This window comes from Herbidospora daliensis, from assembly GCF_001570585.1.
Classification (GTDB): Bacteria; Actinomycetota; Actinomycetes; order Streptosporangiales; family Streptosporangiaceae; genus Herbidospora; species Herbidospora daliensis.
Genome location: NZ_BBXF01000002.1, coordinates 1,843,912 through 1,857,208 on the forward strand (window position 1 = coordinate 1,843,912; position 13,297 = coordinate 1,857,208).

The 13,297-nt window shown below is 67.5% G+C and carries 13 protein-coding genes; 9 read left to right on the plus strand and 4 right to left on the minus strand.

Going from position 1 to position 13,297, the window contains the following annotated elements; genetic code table 11:
* Nucleotides 1-169 precede the first annotated feature (169 nt).
* A complete protein-coding gene (locus tag AW274_RS15080) occupies nt 170-1,432 on the plus strand; it encodes an NsdA family TPR-like regulatory protein (protein ID WP_062431608.1) in 1,263 nt (420 codons plus the stop codon).
* On the opposite strand, the gene AW274_RS15085 is transcribed toward AW274_RS15080, so the two are convergent.
* Both AW274_RS15085 and AW274_RS15090 read right to left on the minus strand, forming a co-directional pair.
* Nucleotides 1,413-2,075 (minus strand): HAD family hydrolase, encoded by a 663-nt coding sequence (locus tag AW274_RS15085; protein ID WP_062431610.1) that lies wholly within the window; start codon nt 2,073-2,075, stop codon nt 1,413-1,415. The two genes, AW274_RS15080 and AW274_RS15085, sit on opposite strands and share 20 nt — an antisense overlap.
* A 173-nt stretch (nt 2,076-2,248) precedes the next feature.
* Nucleotides 2,249-2,677 (minus strand): nitroreductase/quinone reductase family protein, encoded by a 429-nt coding sequence (locus AW274_RS15090; protein WP_063813286.1) that lies wholly within the window; start codon nt 2,675-2,677, stop codon nt 2,249-2,251.
* 332 nt (nt 2,678-3,009) lie between these two features.
* On the opposite strand from AW274_RS15090, the gene AW274_RS15095 reads away from it, so the two are divergent.
* From AW274_RS15095 to AW274_RS15125, 7 genes are all read left to right on the plus strand, one after another.
* Entirely contained in the window at nt 3,010-3,774 is a 765-nt protein-coding gene (locus tag AW274_RS15095) for an SDR family NAD(P)-dependent oxidoreductase (protein WP_062431614.1), read from the plus strand.
* Nucleotides 3,775-3,873: 99 nt separating this feature from the next.
* Nucleotides 3,874-4,512 carry an NADPH-dependent FMN reductase gene (gene ssuE / locus AW274_RS15100; protein ID WP_083974188.1) on the plus strand — a complete coding sequence of 213 codons (639 nt, stop codon included), beginning with the start codon at nt 3,874-3,876 and terminating at the stop codon, nt 4,510-4,512.
* A gap of 106 nt (nt 4,513-4,618) precedes the next feature.
* Nucleotides 4,619-5,080, plus strand: a complete 462-nt coding sequence (locus AW274_RS15105) for a nuclear transport factor 2 family protein (RefSeq protein WP_062431616.1) — start codon at nt 4,619-4,621, stop codon at nt 5,078-5,080.
* A gap of 390 nt (nt 5,081-5,470) precedes the next feature.
* Entirely contained in the window at nt 5,471-6,973 is a 1,503-nt protein-coding gene (locus tag AW274_RS15110; protein WP_198169183.1) for an MFS transporter, read from the plus strand.
* 140 nt (nt 6,974-7,113) lie between these two features.
* Nucleotides 7,114-8,172: an LLM class flavin-dependent oxidoreductase gene (locus AW274_RS15115; RefSeq protein WP_062431620.1), complete on the plus strand. Its 1,059-nt coding sequence runs from the start codon at nt 7,114-7,116 to the stop codon at nt 8,170-8,172.
* 43 nt (nt 8,173-8,215) lie between these two features.
* A complete protein-coding gene (locus AW274_RS15120; RefSeq protein ID WP_062432064.1) occupies nt 8,216-9,430 on the plus strand; it encodes an acyl-CoA dehydrogenase family protein in 1,215 nt (404 codons plus the stop codon).
* A gap of 60 nt (nt 9,431-9,490) precedes the next feature.
* Nucleotides 9,491-10,279 carry an alpha/beta hydrolase gene (locus AW274_RS15125; protein WP_062431622.1) on the plus strand — a complete coding sequence of 263 codons (789 nt, stop codon included), beginning with the start codon at nt 9,491-9,493 and terminating at the stop codon, nt 10,277-10,279.
* A 131-nt stretch (nt 10,280-10,410) separates the two neighbouring features.
* On the opposite strand, the gene AW274_RS15130 is transcribed toward AW274_RS15125, so the two are convergent.
* Complete coding sequence (locus AW274_RS15130; RefSeq protein ID WP_062431624.1) at nt 10,411-10,992, minus strand: TetR/AcrR family transcriptional regulator; 582 nt, start codon at nt 10,990-10,992, stop codon at nt 10,411-10,413.
* Nucleotides 10,993-11,602: 610 nt separating this feature from the next.
* Between AW274_RS15130 and AW274_RS15135 the strand changes: the two genes are divergently transcribed.
* Nucleotides 11,603-12,760, plus strand: coding sequence for an oxalate decarboxylase family bicupin (locus tag AW274_RS15135; protein ID WP_062431626.1), 1,158 nt, complete (start codon nt 11,603-11,605; stop codon nt 12,758-12,760).
* Nucleotides 12,761-12,916: 156 nt separating this feature from the next.
* Here the strand turns inward: AW274_RS15135 and AW274_RS40285 are convergent, their stop codons facing one another.
* Nucleotides 12,917-13,111 carry a hypothetical protein gene (locus tag AW274_RS40285; RefSeq protein ID WP_157520193.1) on the minus strand — a complete coding sequence of 65 codons (195 nt, stop codon included), beginning with the start codon at nt 13,109-13,111 and terminating at the stop codon, nt 12,917-12,919.
* Nucleotides 13,112-13,297: the final 186 nt, after the last annotated feature.

Here is a 13,297-nt window from a genome sequence, read left to right on the forward strand (position 1 = left end):
CGTCTGTAATGGTGCGATTACAAAACGGCCTCTTGGAAGGTCGCGCAGAGGACTTCGAGCGGCCCTAAAGAGGACTTTCGGTGAGCAAATCGTCGCTGAGGGTTGCCGAAGGGGCCTTCATGGCTGACGCTGGAGTCCTCCAGTAGTCGATCCGCCTCGGGGAGCTCGCATGGCGAGGGAGACCGGCAACATCAAGCTGAAGGCGGCCCGTCAGCACGCGGGCTACGCCTCGCAACAGGCACTTGTCGACGCGCTCGCCCGCGCCGGCCTCGATCTCGGCATCACTGATGCCGAGGTCAGCCTCCGACAGGTACGCCGCTGGGAAAGCCCGACACCGCCTTGGCCACACGCGACCCACCAGCGGCTTCTTGAGCACACCCTCGGTCTGCCGATGGATCAGCTCGGTTTCACGCCGCCGTGGGGTGCGCCGACGGAACGTGCGAGTTCCCCCGTACGTGCCGCGCAGGGAGCCGCGATGCCGCTGCCCCTGCCGTCTCCGGGGAACGGGACGCAGCCCGCGTCGATCGCTCTCGACTACGCCAACGTGACCAGGTCACACCGACGGCTGTATTGGCGTGTTCAGCCGCCGACGATCCGTGCCGCCGTCGCGGAGCATGCCCGGCTGGGCCTGCAACTGCTCAGCGAGATGAGCGGTGCGCCGCAGCAGACCCTCGCCTCCGCGCTGGCCGAATCATTGCTGCTCGTGGGCCGCATCGATTTCTTCGATCTGCGGCAGCCCGACGATGCGGAGAGCAGATTCGTCGAGGCCCTTCAGGCGGCGGGGGCGGCAGACAGCCAGCTTCTCGGGTCGGCCATCCTGGCGCACTCGGCGTTCGTGCCCGGATGGGCCGGCGAACGGGAAGGCGCGGCCGAGCGGCTACGCGCCGCGAGGGTCTATGCGCGGCGTGCGGAGGGCGTACCGGCTCAGTTCACCGCTTGGCTCCACGCCGTGGAGGCCGAGTGTGAGACGCGGTGCGGGAAGCACCGCGAGGCGCTGAAGGCGATCGGCCGAGGTGAGGAAGCCCTCGGCGAGGGGGCCGACGCGGCGTTGCCGGAGTGGTTCGACTGGTTCTCACCGGTGCGGCTGGCGGCATTCAAGGGGAACACGCAGCTCAAGGCCGGGCACCTGCCGCAGGCCAGGGAGACTCTGCTCCAGGCCCTGGCGCAGCTGTCCGACGAGGCGCGGAAGCAGCGCACGGTCGTGCTGGGCGACCTGGCCGCCGTCGAGGCCGCCGAAGGAAACCCCGAGGCGGCCTGCGCACGGGCCATCGAGGCGCTGGATCAGCTCGCCGTCACCTGGTACGCGGCGGGGATGGAGCGGCTTCGCGATCTGCGGCGCTCCATGGACCAGTGGTCTGACCTGGACTGCGTGATGGAGCTCGACAATCGCCTGTACGAATGGAGGACCACCGTCAACGCGCTTCAGCGTTGAACGCGCGGATCTTCCCCGGCAACTCGGCCAGCGAGTCGATGCGCATGGACGGGATGCGGGCGGCATCGGGGTGCGATTGCTGGATCGTGCCCCAAGGGCCTCGGCGAATCAGAGCCGTGGGCATTCCGGCCGTGGTTGCCGGGAGAACGTCGTTGTCCAGACGGTCGCCGACGTAGAGGATCTCGTCCATCGCGAACGGAACTGCGTCGGCGACGCGCTTGAAGAACTCGGGGTCCGGTTTGGAGGCGCCCCAGTCGTCAGAGGTGCCGATGAGGTCGACGTCCTCTGAGAACAGGGTGCGGAGGATGCGTCCGGCCCGGACGGTCTGGTTGCCGGCGATGCCGAGCCACAGGCCGTCGGCGCGGAGCTGGGCCAGGGCGGGGCGGACGTCCGTGTACAGGTCTTCTTCGCCGAAGGTTTCCGGCTGTCCGGCCGCTGCACGGGCTTCGCGTTGTTCGTAGAGGTCGAAGCCGGGATCGAAGACCTGGAAGGTGTCGCGATAGTCGCGGCCTTGGGCGATGATCGCGCCGAACATGGCGCTGAAAGTATGGCTGGGCACACCGAGCCAGTCAGCCCACGTGCCGTATTCGCGGCTTTCGTCGACCAGGCACTCGCCGACATCGAAGACAACGGCTTGGATCATGCTGGCAGCCTATGGGGGAGGCTCGTCTCGGCCCACAGGGACGGGCTGTCATCGGCCCGTACTTCTGCAGGCCGCAGGTGCGCAGGCAGGTCGGCGGCTTGCCCGTCGCGGACATGGCTGGTCCGGCCGACGATCCGGAGTGAGGCGGAGTGCCGGAAGAAGCGTGCAGGGACTCACCAACTCGACGGATCGTCGATCGGGTCGAGCGCCAGAATTGGGAACTTACGGGTGGTCTTGCTCTCGTACTCCCTCAAGCCGGGCTGGTTGTCCATCCACAGGTTGTAGACCCGCTCCCAATCGGGCGAGGCGGCGGTGACGACTCGGGGGATCGCCTTCAAGGTCCGCGTGCCGACTTCCAGCGTCACCTCAGCCATGGCATCAGCGTTGGCAACCCATTCCGGGTCCTTCGGCGCACCGCTGTTGCTGCCACACAGCAGGAAAGTGTTTCCGTCAGAGGTGTAGGCCAGCGGGTTCACGCGGGCCTCGCCGCTGCGGCGTCCCACGGTGTGCAGGAGTAGCAGATTCCTGCCCTCGAACATGCCGCCGACCACTCCGCCGTTGGCTCGGAACTCGGCCACGATCCCGTCATTGAAAGTGCTCACGGGGCCATGTTGGCAGGTGGGCCGACGGGACTATGAAGGGGGAGGGACGGTTCTCCGGGTGATATCTGGTCACGTCAAAGTGCTCTCTTGCCGCCTTCCGCCCGAGCGGTGCAGGGTACGGATGAGTTGGGAGAGCGTCAGCCGAAGTGACGAACCTCACCCTGTTGAAAGCCGGGGAGACCCCGCCGTCCGAGTACAGTTGCCTCCAGATAGGGACATATCGGTCATGCTGGCTGTGGCGGGTATGTTTTTTTTCGACCTCCATTCTGGAACGAACGGTTGGTATTTTTACCGCCGTGATCTTCCTCGAACCTCCACGAACAAGGAGCAGCATGTCCGCACGATTCGCGGAGAAGGTCATTCTCATCACCGGTGCAACCTCCGGGATGGGCCGGGCCGCCGCTGAGCAGATCGCCGCCGAGGGCGGGAAAGTCGTCCTGGCGGCCCGTGGCAAGGAGGCCGGGGGGGCAATGGTGGCCGCCCTGCGTGCCGCCGGGGGTGAGGCGACGTTCATCGCAGCCGACGTGACCGTCGAGGCGCAGGCGGCGGAACTGGTCCGCCAGACGCTCCAGCGCTACGGCCGCCTCGATGGCGTGTTCAACAACGTCGGCGCCGCCACCGCGATGGGCCCGCTCACCGAGATCGACGGGCAGGCCTGGGATGCTGATCTGGCGCTCAACCTGAGCAGCGTCTTCTACGGTCTGAAGTACCAGATCCCCGCGCTGCGGGCGGCCGGTGGCGGCTCCATCGTCAACAACGCCTCCGTCGCGGGCGTCGTCGGGGCGGCGGGCAACGGCTCCTACAGCGCCGCCAAGCACGGCGTGGTCGGGCTCACCCGGTCGGCCGCCCTCGATGAGGCGGCGGCCGGCATCCGGGTCAACGCCCTGATCACCGGCGGCGTCGACACTCCGCTGACCCGGAACGCGCTGGGGGCGACCTCGGAGGAGGACCTGGGTCCGTTCGCCGCGATGCACCCGCTCGGGCGGGTCGGCCAGCCGCAGGAGATCGCCGCGCTCGCGGCGTTCCTGCTGAGTGACGAAGCGAGCTTCATCACCGGAGCCGCGCTCGCGATCGACGGCGGGCTGACCGCCGCCTGAACCGGAGCCGCCGGGATGCGCGGACCAACGGGCGCGCGTCTTGCAGGGCGACCCGACGTCTTCGCTGATCCCCTGGACACCTTTGTGAAAGGTCCCGGCATGGCCATCATCCTGTCCGTCTCCGGAAGCCCTTCCGCCTTCTCCCGCACCGCGCGACTGCTGCGCCATGTGGACGAGGGACTCAGATCCCAGGGTCATGAGGTGATCGCGCTGGACGTCCGCTCGCTTCCGCCGGAGGCGCTGCTGTACGCCGACGCCAGCCATCCCGCGATCGCAGAGGTGATCGCTTTGTTCCGGCGAGCAGCCGGAGTCGTGATCGGCACACCGGTCTACAAGGCCGCCTACTCCGGGCTGCTGAAGTCGTTGCTCGATGTGCTGCCACAGTCCGCGCTCACCGGCAAGACCGTCCTCCCGCTGGCCACCGGTGGTACCACCGCGCACGTCCTGGCCATCGACTACGCCCTGCGTCCTGTGCTGAGTTCCATGAATCCCGCACACATCACACAGGGCTGGTTCACCCTCGACAAGGACATCATGGTGGGCGACGACGACACGCTGACCATCGCTCCGGCCGCAGCCCGGGCTTTGGCCGATGTCACGAACCGGTTTTCACGCGCACTCTGCGGGATGTCACTGCCTGCAGATCGGCCGAGGACTGACCGAAGTCACCAGCCTCACGCTGTCGGCCAGGTACGGATTCGGTGGAATGCCGGGGCCGCCCGCACTCTGTTGGCCTGATCAGGCCAGTTAAGCGAGTCGTCGCGGAAGAGTACTTCCGCCTCGATTCTTGAACGAACGGTTGGTATTTTACCGCCGCGATTTTCACCTAAGTGAGGAGCACACAATGACCACCGCCCCCAATGTCGACACGCTGCAGCGACTTCTCGACATCGAACAGATCAAGCAGCTCAAGGCCCGCTACTTCCGCTTCCATGACACCAAACAATGGGACGAGTTCGCCAAGGTGTTCGCGCCTGACGTCCAGATCGAGATCGACGGGAACGTGCTGCGCGATTCCGCTGCGATGGTCAGCGCTGCCAGCGCCTGGGTCGCGGAAGCGGTCACCGTCCACCGGGCCTTCATGCCCGAGATCGAGATCACCGGTTCCGATTCCGCCACCGGCATCTGGAGCATGGCCGACTACCTCGTCTGGCCGGACAAAGACGGCCTGCCTCAGGGAATGCGGGGCTACGGCTACTACCACGAGGAGTACCGCAAGATCGGCGGCGAGTGGCTGATCAGCCGCTTGAGGCTCGATCGCCTGAAGGTCGAGCTGTTCGAAGGCGGCGTGCCCGCTGTGGGCTGATCCTCCTGGCGGCAACATGACCGATCGCCGGATTGGAACGATCTGCGGCCGTTGGTGAGAGACGGCGGCATCTGCGCCTTCGCGGTTCAGTGCCGCTGTCCTACCACGTATGCCGATTCAGGACCAGGAAGAACAACGCGCGACAGTCGGCGATGGCCGACTCCGCATGTCACCTCTCGCACCACTGACGGGGTCCGTATCTTCGCGGCAATGGCGCGCGACCGCGCCACCTCCCGTCGCACTGGGCCAGCCCTCTTCCGTCCCGCGCCTGAGCCACCAGAGCCAGGCGCCACGACCGGAGTTGTGGAGCCCGTGCCGCTTCATCACTGAACCGCTTAGCCGTCCTCGTGCCGCGCCGGGGGTCGGCTCCGCCCTTTCGCGCGGCACCGTTTGGACATCCTCATGACTCATGTCGCCGGCCAGCCCGACAGACGTTGGCTCATCCTGCTCCTGATATCGGCAGCCCAGTTGATCGTGGTGTTCAACGACGCGATCATGACCGTTGCCCTGCCCTCCGCCCAGGCCGACCTGCACATCTCCGACGGGGGCAGGCAATGGGTGATCACCGCCTACATGCTGACCTTCGGCGGGCTGCTGCTGCTCGGTGGCCGCCTGGCGGACCTGCTGGGACGCAAGCTCGTCTTCATCGTCGGACTCATCGGGTTCGTCCTGGCATCCACTCTCGGCGGTGCCGCGGCCGCCCCCTGGATGCTGCTCGGCGCCCGCGCCCTGCAGGGTGCCTTCGGCGCCCTGCTCGCCCCGGCCGCCCTGTCGCTGATCTCGCTGGCCTTCCCCGACGGCAGAGAACGGGCCAAGGCCTTCGGCGTCTTCTCCTCCATCGTCATCACCGGTGGCGCGCTGGGGCTGCTGGCCGGCGGTCTGCTGACCGAGTACCTCACGTGGCGCTGGGCGATGTTCATCAACATCCCCCTTGCCGTGATTCCCATCCTCGGTGCGCTGGCCTACCTCCCGGCCCACACCGGGCGCGACCGCACCACCCGCCTGGACATCCCGGGCGCGGTGCTGGCCACTGCGGGCATCGTCGTCCTGATCTACAGTTTCACTCTGGCCGCCGACCACGGCTGGGGTGCCGGCGCCACTCTCGGCTCCTTCGCCGCGGCCATCGTGTTGCTGGGCGCCTTCACCCTGGTACAGGCCCGCACCCGCGATCCCCTCCTGCCGTTCCGGATCCTGACGGACCGCATCCGCCTCGGCGCCTACCTGTCGGCCGCGCTGGGAATGCTCAGCGCGTTCGGCCTGCTGCTCTTCCTGACCTACTACCTGCAGACGGTCAAGAACTACTCGGCGGCGCTCACCGGCCTGGCGTTCCTGCCCATGGTCATCGCGCAGATCATCGGCGCCGCCCAGATCAGCGCCCGGCTGATGCACCGTGTCCGGCCCAGGATCTTGATGATCAGCGGCTATCTCGTCGCCGCCGCTTCCGTCCTGCTGCTCCTGCTGCTCGACACCGACAGCTCCTACAGCCCGATCCTGCTCATCGCCTCGATCGGGATCGGCCTCGGGCTCGGCGTCGCCGTTATGCCGGCCACCAGCCTGGCCACGCATGGCACCGGCCACCGGGACGCGGGAGTCGCCTCAGCGATGATCAACGTTTCCCAGCAGCTGGGCGGAGCCATCGGCACAGCGCTGCTCAACACCGTCGCCACCAGCGCCACCGCCGCGTACCTGATCTCCCACCAGGCAGGACAGCCCGGCGTCGCGCTCGTCTACGGCTACCGCATCGGCTACCTGTGGATCGCCGGATTCCTCCTCGCGGCCGGCCTGATCTCGGTTCTGCTGGTCAACGCCGGACCTTCGGACGCCGAAAGCGAGAGCGCCGTCGTCGACGAGCCCGTTGACGAACTTGTCGGTGAGTCCACCGTGTCCACCTGACCGGCCCACTTCCATCTCGACCCGGCGCGCGAACAGGCATCGTCCTGGCAGGCCGCGTCACGCCTCGACCGCAGTGGCCAGGCGACCGTCCTCACGCCCGCCGGGCGAACCATGTCCTGCTCAACCAAAGGTGCAACCCAGTGAACGACGCCATCCGGGGCACGGCGCGCGGAACCGCGCCCGTCCCCCTGTCCGTGCTCGACCTGGTCCCGGTCGGCACCGGGACGACCCCAGCCCAGGCGCTGCGCAGCAGCATCGAGCTCAGCCGGATCGCCGACCGCCGCGGGTACCACCGACACTGGATCGCCGAGCACCATTCGGCGCCCAGCGTCGCCTCGTCCTCGCCGGCGGTGATCCTGGCGCACCTCGCGGCCCACACCCAGCGCGTGCGGCTCGGCTCCGGCGGGGTGATGCTGCCCAACCACCCGCCCCTGATCATCGCCGAGCAGTTCGGCGTTCTGGAAGCCCTCGCCCCCGGCCGCGTCGACCTCGGGCTGGGCCGCGCCCCGGGCACCGACCCGGCGACCGCCGCCGCGCTGCGCCGGAGCGACCAGGGAGGCGGCGACTTCCCGCAGCAGCTCAGCGACCTTCTCCGGTTCCTGGATGACGACTTCCCCGCCGGTCATCCCTACGCCCGGGTCCACGCCGTGCCAGGCCCGGTCCAAGGCGCGACGAGCCGCCCGCCGGTCTGGCTGCTCGGCTCCTCGGGGTTCAGCGCCCGGCTCGCCGGGACTCTGGGGCTGCCCTTCGCCTTCGCGCACCACTTCTCGGCCGACAACACGGTCGCGGCGCTCGACCTGTACCGGCAGTCCTTCCGTCCGTCCACGCTCCTCGACGCCCCCTACGTGCTCATCAGTGTCAACACCATGGCGGCCGACACGGAGCGTGAAGCACATCGCCAGGTCATGGCGGGTGCTCTGGCGATGATCCAGTTGCACGCCGGCCGGCTCGGTCTACTGCCCTCGCCCGAGGAGGCCGAGGCGTACGACTTCACCTCAGCCGAATGGAAGTTCGCTCAGAACTGGATTGCCGACATCGTGCACGGCACCCCGGACGCGGTCCGCAACGGCCTCAACGCGCTGCAGCAGCGCACCGGGGCCGACGAACTGATGCTTACCACCCTCATGAGCCACAGCAACGACGCACGCCTGCGCACCTACGAACTGATCGCCGACGCCTACGGCTTCCCCCAGGACTGATCTGCGGCGTAATCCTGTATTGATCACGATGGAGAACACCAGCATGAATCCCACCACCTCTACGAACAGCCAGCTCGACGGGCAGGCCAAAGCCGCCTTGACGGCACACCTGGTCGCCCGGGCGGCAGCCCTTCAACCGCTGCTGCGGCAGCACGCCGCTCAGGGTGAGGAGAACCGGGCCGTGACACCGGCCGTTGTCGAGGCACTGGGCGAGGCCGGTGTCTTCCGGCTGCTGACCCCCAGACGCTACGGCGGCCACGAGAGCAGCCTGCGGACCCTCATCGAGGTGTCGCAGACGCTGGGGCGGGCCGACGGTTCGGCCGCCTGGGTCGGAATGATCATCTCCGTGACCAACTGGCTCGCCAGTCTCTTCCCCGACCAGGCGCAAGAGGAGGTCTTCGGCGCCGACCCCGACGCACGGGTGAGCGGCGTGGCCGCACCGACCGGCATCGGCGAACGCGTCACCGGCGGCTGGCGGGTGAGTGGCCGCTGGTCGTACAACTCCGGAGCTCCGTATGCGACCTGGGCAGCGGTCGGCGCTCTGCTCAAGGACGACCGTGGCGAGATCGCCGACCAGGCCCTGGTCCTGATCCCGGCCACCGACCTCACCATGGCCGACACCTGGCACACCGCCGGCATGCGGGGCACTGCCAGCAACACCCTGATCGGCACCGACGTCTTCGTCCCCGACCACCGGATCCTGTCGGTTCCGGCCGCCGCACAGGGCTGCTACCCACGCTCGCCCCGCCCAGAGCCGCTCTACGGCGCCGCGTTCGGGTCCATGCTCGTGCTGTGCCTGACCGGGCCCCTGCTCGGCCTGGGCAAGGCCGCCCTCGACGCCGTGGTCGCCGCCGCTTCCACCCCGCTGTCATTCACCACCTACGGACGACGCTCCGACTCGGTCGCTTTCCAGACGCAGATCGCCGAGGCCGCATTGAAGATCGAGACCGCCTGCCTGCACATCAACCGCGCGGCCGACGACGTCGACATGGCAGCGCTCGCCGGGCCGCTGGACTATCCGGCGCGCGCCCGCATCAGAGCCCGGGCCGGACACGCGGTCCAGGAGATCCTCCAGGCGATCACGATCCTGCTCAACGCGCACGGCTCTTCCGCCTTCGCCGAGGCCAGCCCTCTGCAGCGCATCTGGCGCGACGCCAACACCGCCGCCCGCCACGCCGGCTTGGTCCCCGCCGTCGGCCTGGAGGTCTACGGCAAGACCATGCTCGGCGTGGACGAGCACGTCAGCCACATGGTCTGACCCCTACGGCCCGGCCGACACGTCGTCTTTATCGAATCCGTCAAAGAGCGCAGGTGTGATGTGAAGATCGAACGATACGTGGTCGACGGAGTGTTCGTGGAACACGCCGCCCCGGAAGGCACGACCGCCGCACCGCCCATCGTGTTCGTGCACGGCGGCAGTCACGGAAGCTGGCTGTGGGAGAACTGGCTGCCCTACTACGCCGACCTGGGCCGGCACAGCTACGCCTTCAGCTGGTTCAACCACACCGGATCCCAGGACCTCCCGACCGAGGAGTTCGTCCAGCGGAGCATGCTAGACGCCACTCGCGAACTGGACATCGTCGTCTCCCACATCGGCCGGGAACCGGTGCTGGTGGCGCACAGCATGGGTGCCGCGGTGGCGCAGAAATACTCCGAGAACCACCCCGTGCGGGCCCAGGTGCTGCTCGCCCCGGTGCCGTGCACGGCAAGCGCGGGCGAGGCGATCCCGCTGCCGGTGGATCTGTCGGCGCCGTTCCCGCCGATGCCGTACGACATGGCGGTGCAATGGTTCTTCGCCGGGTGCACAGAGCAGGACGCCCGCCGCTACCACGGCCTGATGCCCGACGAATCACCAAAGGCCGTGTGGGAGGCCGCACAGCGCGGGGCGGCCATCGAGCTGGACCGGACCCGGGTGAGCGGCCCCATGCTCGTCATCGCCGGCGGACAGGACGTCGTCTCACCCGCGCCTCTCGTGCGGGAGCACGCCGCCCACTTCGGCGCCGACTACCTCTACCTCGCCGACCGTGCCCACAGCTTGATCCTCGAACCGCGATGGCGCGAGGTGGCCGACCGCGTCAACTCCTGGCTGAGCCGCACCGCCTGGTGAACCTTCGCCGGGTCAGCGGCGCGATGACACTCGAGGTCGGCGACCAGGCGGACGCCCAGGTCGCCGCACCCGAGATCAACGTCACGCCCCAGCTGGTCTTCGTATGAGATCGAGATCCGTACCATCAGAACTCACCCGAGGGCGTCGAGCGCGATTTCGACCACTGCCATGAGCGACACGCGGTCGGGGTTCACTGAACCCATGACCCGCAGACCGTGCATCGTCATGACGAGGTAGCGGGCCACGTCTCGCGCATCACGTTCACCGGACAGCTGGCCATCCGCCTGCGCTTCCGCGACGACTTCATAAAGCGCGTCCTCAAGAACCTCTGTCGTCGACTGCACATGCGCGGCTACCTGCGGGTCGTGGGCGATCCGCCCGACAGCAGCGCCGATGATCAGGCAGGCTTCGCGGCTGCCGTCGCGCACGATCTCGTCCACCGCCGCTACCAGGACATAACGCAACAGTTCACGGCCCGGCGCGCCCTGGCGAAGCTGTTCGACCAGCGGCAGCGCGTAGCCTTCCCGGTAGCGGTCCATCGCCGCGAGGTACAGACCCTCTTTGCTGCCGAAAGCGGCGTACAGCGAGCCGCGGCCCACGCCGGTAGCGTCGACCAGGTCCGAAATCGAAGTGCCGTCGTAGCCGTTGCGGCGGAAGGCATTCATCGCCGCCTCCACGGCCATCTCGATATCGAACTCCCTTACACGCGCCATATCAGGAGTATACGCCCATATCGGAACGAACAGTACAGAATCCGGCGCACGGTTTGAGAGTCGCCTTGCCGGGCCTCCTGAGAGCGAGCTCGACGTCAGCACGGAAGACCGCCGCCAACCTCTTCCGCAGTGCCACGACCTGGGCTTGCGAGCGGCAGGAAGAAGGATCCGCTCATGAGACTTGTCGGCGGCCCTTGATCGGGGGCGCGGCTACGGAAGGATCTCCTGCCGCAGGCCGTCGATGTGGCGGTAGCGGGCTGGGGCCGCCGTGATCAGGCCAGCCACGGTCCAGGGCGTAGGCGACCGGAGCACGGTATTGACCGGCGCGTGGTGGTGAAGGCGGCGACTCGCGCGTGCAGGTTCAGGTAGTCGGGCTCGATGGCGCTGGCGCGGGCGGGAACACCACGGCGGACCTCGCCCCACCGGGGATGGGAGAAGGTGCCATGCGCCGCGGGTTAGACCTGAACCCCGCGTCAATGTCCTCCTTTCTGTCCGCCCAGGTCAGAGGTGCTTTAGGTATTTACGTGGAGGGTATTCCCCACCTCGTGCTCATGCACGTCGGTGATGCCCCCGGGTCGCCGCCCATGCCGCGATCCGGAGGACGATCACCGTGAAGAAGCCTAAGCAGGACAACATCCCGCACCCGCAGCGCAATGGCAGCGGCGGCCTCGACACCGGTCCCCGCAACATCGAGCTCGACCTGCAGAACCCCGACCTGCTCTCACCGCCGGTCACCGACCACGGCACGCTTCCGAACCTGAAGTTCTCCATGTCGATGGCGCACACCCGGATAGAGGAGGGCGGCTGGACCCGCGAGGTCACTCAACGGGAACTGCCGATCGCCTCCACGCTGGCCGGGGTGGACATGAAGCTCAACCCGGGTGCCTACCGTGAGCTGCACTGGCACAAGGAGGCCGAGTGGGCGTACGTGCTGGAGGGCGGCTGCCGGATCGGTGCGGTTGACCAGGAGGGCCGCAACTTCCTGGACGACGTCCGCAAGGGTGACCTGTGGTTCTTCCCCAAGGGCATCCCGCACTACATCCAAGCGCTGGATGAGGGCGTGGAGTTCCTGCTCGTCTTCGACGACGGTCAGTTCTCCGAGAACGCCACGTTCATGATGAGCGACTTCTTCGCCCACACGCCCAAGAGTGTCCTGGCCAAGAACTTCGGCTGGACCGAAGACCAGATGGCCGCCATGCCGGAGAAGGAGAAGTACATCTTCAAGGGCGAGGTGCCGCCCGCCCTCCAATCCGACAAGGTCGTCAGCCCCACCGGCGACGTGCCCGACTGGTTCAGCCACCGGCTGCTCGCGATGGAGCCCGAGCGATTCCCCGGCGGCACCGTACGCGTCGCCGACTCGCGGAACTTCAAGGCGGCCACCACCATCTCTGCGGCACTGATCGAGATCGCCCCTGGCGCGATCCGGGAGCTGCACTGGCATCCGACCGACGACGAGTGGCAGTACTACATCTCCGGTCACGGCCGCATGGGCGTGTTCGCCGGCTCCGGTCTGGCCAACACCTTCGACTTCCAGGCGGGGGACGTCGGCTACGTGCCCTTCGCCTACGGGCACTACATCGAGAACCTGGGCGACGAGCCGCTGGTCTTCCTGGAGATGTTCCGCAACCCGCTGTTCCAGGACGTATCGGCGGCCCAGTGGATGGCCAACCTGCCGCCGCAGGTCAGCGCCGACACGATCAACGTGCCCCGCGAGCTGATCGAGGCGCTGCCCAAGCACAAGCGCCCTCTCGCCACCAGGAACAGATGATCACCTGGCCGGGCCGAGGGCGAGTTGTGATGCCCTTCTGGCCTTGCTTCGCGTGCCGGCGGGGTCACGCCCACCAGCCGGTGAAGGGACCTGAGGCCCACATGGGTGTGCACGCTTCGCAGGTGCAGTCGAACTGACGGCGGTGAGGTGGTGACATCACAGAACGTATGGACGGCGTGCTTTGGCCGTGGGTCGGATTGACGGCTCAACGATCATGATCTGTTCCGTGGCTGTTCCGTGGAAGAGCGGAAGATGGCCAAAGACGATGGAAGTTTCCGGCAAGCGTTCGCCCTGCTCACGCGCTTGATCGAGAAATTTTTCCAGGTGGCTGGTTCCCAGCGAGAAGATCACCCAGATCTACGAGGGGACCAACCAGATCCAGCGGATGGTGATGGCTCGGCAGCTCCTCAAGTAGGGCTTGAGCAGCGAAAACCCCGCCGCAGATGTCTCTGAGGCGGGGTTTCGTGGTTCAGCTCAGGCGGCCCGGCTGCCGGCGGCAAGGCGGCTCAGCAGGCCACCTCGCAGGGGCTCTGAGAC

Excerpts from the sequence above, each read along its gene's own strand:
- AW274_RS15080 (WP_062431608.1), top strand. The coding sequence starts at position 170 with ATGGCGAGGGAGACCGGCAACATCAAGCTGAAGGCGGCCCGTCAGCAC.
- AW274_RS15085 (WP_062431610.1), bottom strand. The coding sequence starts at position 2,075 with ATGATCCAAGCCGTTGTCTTCGATGTCGGCGAGTGCCTGGTCGACGAA.
- AW274_RS15095 (WP_062431614.1), top strand. The coding sequence starts at position 3,010 with ATGTCCGCACGATTCGCGGAGAAGGTCATTCTCATCACCGGTGCAACC.
- ssuE (WP_083974188.1), top strand. The coding sequence starts at position 3,874 with ATGGCCATCATCCTGTCCGTCTCCGGAAGCCCTTCCGCCTTCTCCCGC.
- AW274_RS15105 (WP_062431616.1), top strand. The coding sequence starts at position 4,619 with ATGACCACCGCCCCCAATGTCGACACGCTGCAGCGACTTCTCGACATC.
- AW274_RS15120 (WP_062432064.1), top strand. The coding sequence starts at position 8,216 with ATGAATCCCACCACCTCTACGAACAGCCAGCTCGACGGGCAGGCCAAA.
- AW274_RS15130 (WP_062431624.1), bottom strand. The coding sequence starts at position 10,992 with ATGGCGCGTGTAAGGGAGTTCGATATCGAGATGGCCGTGGAGGCGGCG.